Genomic DNA, 4,387 nt, shown 5'->3' on the forward strand with positions numbered 1-4,387 from the left:
TCCTCTGGGTGGGCGGCGAGTTCACCCGGGTCAACGGTGTCCCCCAGCAGGGCCTCACCCGGTTCGGGTCCGGCCCCGACACCGGGGCGCCGCGGGTTCCCGCCCTCTCGCTGGCCACCGCCGAACCCGGACGCGTCACGCTGCGCTGGCGGGCCTCCTGGGACCGGGACGACGCCTCACTCACCTACCGCCTGTACCGCGACGGCAAGCTGGTCTCCCGCCGGCAGCGGTCGTCGACCTACTGGAACCGCCCCTGGATGAGCTACACCGACTCCGTGGACGCGGGCACCCGTCACCAGTACCGCATCCAGGTGACGGACGGGGTGAACACCTCGCCGTGGTCCCCGGTGCTGCGGGTGGCGGTGCCCCCGAAGGCGACGGCCGGGGCGGCGGGGGACACGGCGCGGTGACCCGGATCGGATTCGCGCCCGGCGTCTACGACCTGTTCCACATCGGGCACCTCAACATCCTGCGCGAGGCCCGCCGCCACTGCGACCGCCTCGTCGCCGGAGTCGCCGCCGACGACCTGGTCGTACGCCTCAAGGGCAGGCGGCCGGTCGTCCCGCTCGCCGAGCGGCTGGAGATCGTCAGCAGCCTGCGCTGCGTCGACGTCGCCGTGGTCGAGTCGCAGGACGACAAGCTGCGGATGTGGGAGCGGATCGGCTTCCACGCCATCTTCAAGGGCGACGACTGGCGCGGCACGCCCAAGTGGATCGAGCTGGAGCGGCGTTTCGCGGAGGTCGGCGTCCAGGTCGTCTACTTCCCGTACACCATGCACACCTCCAGCACACTGCTGCGCGGTGCGCTGGAGCTGCTCACCCGGAGCGAGCCGCCAAAGGTGCCCTCAGCGCAGCTCCCGGTACCACTTGACCAGGAAGGCGGCCAGGAACACGAGGTGGGCCAGCAGCAGAGCGCAGTACACGGCAAGGAAGACGTGCTGACTGCCCAGGAATAGGAAGCTTGCGCAGGTCGCGCCGTAGTCGACCGGGAGGAGCAGCACGCAGCGCAGCGCCGGCGCGGGCCCCGGGGGCGCCGGGACCGCCCGGTGCCGCTTCAGCTGCTCCGTGAGGATCCCGGCGAAGAAGATCACCACGGCCGCCAGTTCGAACAGCAGCGGGGCCAGCAGGAAGGCGGGGCTCGGCAGCGTGAAGAACCGGTAGAACGACACCAGGACGACCAGGTGCACCGTGACGAGCTTGCAGCAGTCCAGCACGTGGTCCAGCCACTCGCCGGACGTGCTTCCCGAGCGCTGCGCGCGGGCGAGCTGGCCGTCCGCCGCGTCGAGGGCGAACCCCACGGCCAAGGCCGCGCAGACGCAGACCGACAGTCCCGGACCGGGCCGCACCAGGGCTACGGCGGCCAGGGCGGAGAAGGTGAACAGGGCGCCGAGCACGGTCAGCTGATGGGGTGTCGCCCCGGCGCGGTAGGCCAGGGTGGCCAGGACACGGCCGGCCGGGCGGTTGACGAACAGGGTGTAGGCCGACACCCCGCTCGCGGGCTTCTGCGCCGCCGTCAGCTGCCTGAAGGTGTCGATGAACCCGGGCATGACTCTCCTTTACCGGAAAAAGTACGCAGATGCTCCGAAAATTGTTGATACAGGTAGGAAGATGGCGATTATGACAGAGCGTGGTGGATCGGTGACCGGTGTCAGCCGTCGGCTTCTTCTGCGTGGCGGTGCCACGGCGCTGGCCGCGACCGCCCTGTCCGCCCGCGGCGCCTCCGCCGTCCCGCGTGCCGCCGACAAGCCGGAGACCGTGGTCAACGTGGCCGACCTGGGAGCGGTGGGCGACGGGCGGACCGACGACAGCGCAGCTTTCGAGATCGCCTACGCGTCCGCCGCCGCCCGCGTCTCCGACGGGGTGGGCCGGGTGGTGATCGAGGTCCCCGCCGGCGAGTTCCTCATCACCCGCCCGTACGCGCTGCTCGACGGCGTGGCGGCGAAGCCGGCGAGCGGCCTGCGGTTCTCCGGCGCCGGCAGACGCATGACCAGCCTCGTCTTCCGCCCCGCCACCGGCCCGGACTCCAGTCTCTGCCGGAACCAGGACATGTGGTCGAACCTCTCCTTCGAACGCATGCAGTTCCGCTCGGCCACGCCGGGCGCCTCCTTCTTCAGCTCGTACTCGGCCGGGCGGGCGCAGGACTACCGGTTCTCCGAGTGCGAGTGGATGGGGGAGTGGGAGTACGGGCTCGTCCTGAGCGGCACGGACACCAACTCGGAGATGCGGTGGGAGGCGTGCCGCGTCGGCGGCCGGTACCGCAGGGCGTTCCTGTACTCGGGACTGACACGGGACGGCCGGCAGCAGCCGAACGACCAGGACCAGTTCCTCAACTACTGGTTCACCGACATGAAGGTCGAGTACGAGTGGGGCAACTTCCTGGAGTTCCCCTACGGCGGCTCCATCGCCTGCCGGGGCGGCTCGTACATCATCACCGACAGGCGTCCGCAGAGCACCCCGGAGTACGGCACCACCAGCACGTTCTTCCGCTTCCCCGTCAACCGGCACCACGACTCCGTGCAGCGCTTCCACGCCCAGGACATCCGCTTCGAGGTGCGCAACCCCGACGCCGTCGTCATCGACTGCGTGTGGAACAGCGGCACCGTCCACTTCAGCGACTGCGACGACACCGCCCTCGCCTACAAGGACTTCTCCGCCGAAGTCCGCCCGCACCGCTACACCGTGGGACCGCGCGGGCCGCTGATCCGCTACGACTCCTGCCAGCTGGTGGGCCGCCACCAGTACCGACCGGCCTCCGCGGACACCCTGCCGGTCCTCGCCCGGTACGACATGTGCCTGCTCCGCAACCACGCGGCCCGTGACTTCGCGGTCGCCGGCGGCGCGGACCCGGCCCCCTTCGTCCGGTTCGTCGACTGCGTCGGCCCCGGCACCACGAGCGATTCGCCCGGTCCGGCCACGCCCACCGCACCGCCCCCGCCGCCTCCCCCGTGCCTCACCTCGCGCCCGGCTCCGAGTACGGCACCCGCACCGGCCCCGGAGGCGGCACCCGGGCCGACCCCGGTCGCGGCACCCGGACCCACTCCCGCCCCGGCGCCCGGCGCCGCGGACGCCCCGGCGCCACGCCACGCCGGTGGGGCCGACTGCCCCTCCCCGCAGGGGAACCCGCCCCCGCCCTGACCGGGCGTACTCCGTCCGCGCCCGCCCGCACCACGGCGGATCACTCGTCGGAGGGACTTCTCGGGGCCGGTGAACCGACGGCGGACGGGTCGGCCCGCAAGCTCACTCACAGACGCGGCCCACGACGATGCGGCGCCGGCAACGGGACCCCCACCTACCGCAGTCGGCCGCGCGGTTCCGTCGGCAGTCACGCGGCCGCGCCACGACACGAAAGGCATCAGGATGTCACGCTTGGCGCACACGGCGCTGCACCGGGCCCGCCCGGGCACGGCCGTCCTCACCGCCGTCGCCGCCGTCACGGCCCTCGGCGCGTCCGGCCCGCAGGCGACGGCCGCGCAACACCCCGCCGTGCCCCGCGCGGGTGGCGTTCCGTCGGCGATCAGCCGGTTCACGGGCGGGCTGACGACCCCCTGGGGGATCTCGTTCCTCCGGACCGGCAAAGCGGCGCTGGTGACGGAACGCAACACCGGCGACGTGTGGAAGGTCGCCTCGGACGGCACCAAGAAGCGCGTCGGCGCGGTGCCGAACGCGGTGTGGCACAGGGAGACGGAGGACAAGGGCGGCCTGCTGGGCGTCGCCGTGTCCCCGGGCTGGAACGGGACGACCGACCAGGACGTGTTCTTCATGGAGACCACGGCCAGGGACAACCGCGTGGTCAGGATGCGGTTCGACGGCACCCGGCTGAGCGGGTACACCCCCGTCCTCACCGGCATCCTCCGGGACACCCAGCACAACGGCGGACAGATCGCCTTCGGACCCGACGGCTATCTGTACGTCACCACCGGCGACGCACAGCAGAGCCGGCTCGCGCAGGACAAGAAGTCGCTCAACGGAAAGATCCTGCGCATCACCCGGACCGGCGCCGCGGCACCCGGCAACCCGTTCGGGACACGCGTCTACAGCTACGGCCACCGCAACCCCCAAGGACTGGCCTGGGACCGCGCCGGGCGGTTGTGGGAGACCGAGATCGGCGCGGAGACCTGGGACGAACTCAACCTGGTCAAGCCGGGCCGGAACTACGGCTGGCCGGTCTGTGAGGGCGCCTGCTCCGCCGCGGGGACGACCAACCCGAAAATGGTGTGGGATCCCGACAAGGGGGGCGTGCCCGCCCAGATCGCGGTCGTCGGCGACGTCCTCTACGCCTCCACCCTCAGCGGGCACCGGCTGTGGCGGATGCCGATCGACGCGTCCGGCGAGCGCGTGGGACGCGCGACGTCCTACTACAACGGCGCCTACGGCCGGTTGCGGGCGCT

3 protein-coding genes and 2 pseudogenes are annotated in these 4,387 nt (G+C 71.8%); 4 read left to right on the top strand and 1 reads right to left on the bottom strand.

All coding sequences use genetic code 11. From position 1 onward, the window contains the following. A pseudogene (locus tag IE312_RS38540) lies at positions 1-410 on the top strand (fibronectin type III domain-containing protein); the annotation flags it as partial. Next, positions 407-817 (top strand): annotated as a pseudogene (locus tag IE312_RS02230) (FAD synthase family protein); the annotation flags it as partial. The pseudogenes IE312_RS38540 and IE312_RS02230, both read left to right, overlap by 4 nt. A gap of 27 nt (positions 818-844) precedes the next feature. Here the strand turns inward: IE312_RS02230 and IE312_RS02235 are convergent. Then, positions 845-1,546, bottom strand: coding sequence for a CDP-alcohol phosphatidyltransferase family protein (locus tag IE312_RS02235; protein ID WP_189977738.1), 702 nt, complete (start codon positions 1,544-1,546; stop codon positions 845-847). A gap of 70 nt (positions 1,547-1,616) precedes the next feature. Here IE312_RS02235 and IE312_RS43730 point away from each other — a divergent pair, with 70 nt between their 5' ends. Beyond that, positions 1,617-3,134, top strand: coding sequence for a glycosyl hydrolase family 28-related protein (locus IE312_RS43730; RefSeq protein WP_268254273.1), 1,518 nt, complete (start codon positions 1,617-1,619; stop codon positions 3,132-3,134). A 231-nt stretch (positions 3,135-3,365) separates the two neighbouring features. Continuing rightward, positions 3,366-4,387: PQQ-dependent sugar dehydrogenase (locus IE312_RS02245; protein ID WP_229898904.1), on the top strand; the 1,022-nt coding region annotated here is incomplete at its 3' end.

It is taken from the genome of Streptomyces capoamus, assembly GCF_014654935.1.
Taxonomy (GTDB): Bacteria; Actinomycetota; Actinomycetes; order Streptomycetales; family Streptomycetaceae; genus Streptomyces; species Streptomyces capoamus.

What these genes read in the sequence shown, in the direction of transcription:
- IE312_RS02235 (WP_189977738.1), bottom strand. Translation starts at nt 1,546, where the DNA reads ATGCCCGGGTTCATCGACACCTTCAGGCAGCTGACGGCGGCGCAGAAG.
- IE312_RS43730 (WP_268254273.1), top strand. Translation starts at nt 1,617, where the DNA reads ATGACAGAGCGTGGTGGATCGGTGACCGGTGTCAGCCGTCGGCTTCTT.